Annotated in this window: 1 protein-coding gene; it reads right to left on the bottom strand. The window is 70.8% G+C overall.

Annotated features, from left to right (window positions below):
* On the bottom strand, positions 1-236 hold a 236-nt coding region (locus SB816_RS34965), incomplete at both ends, for a sigma 54-interacting transcriptional regulator (protein WP_410548620.1).

The following is a 236-nucleotide window of genomic DNA, read 5'->3' as shown; positions in this document are numbered from 1 at the left end:
GCGACGAACGGCGCGTCGGCGCGCGACGAATGCCGGTGGATCGCGCGGGCGGTCAACTCCTTGCCCGTCCCGGATTCGCCAGCGATGAACACCGCAGCGTCGGTGTTCGCCACCTTGCGGATGGTCGAGAACAGGCGCCGCATCGCGTCGCATGCGCCGATCATCGTGTCGCAGGGTGGCATCGCGAGCGCGGCCGGGTCGGCGTGCGCGAGCTTCAGCATCCCGGACGCATGGCC

The sequence above is a fragment of the Achromobacter sp. SIMBA_011 genome (genome assembly GCF_046535435.1).
Classification (GTDB): domain Bacteria; phylum Pseudomonadota; class Gammaproteobacteria; order Burkholderiales; family Burkholderiaceae_B; genus Achromobacter; species Achromobacter dolens.
This window is presented reverse-complemented; position numbering and strand designations above follow the sequence as displayed.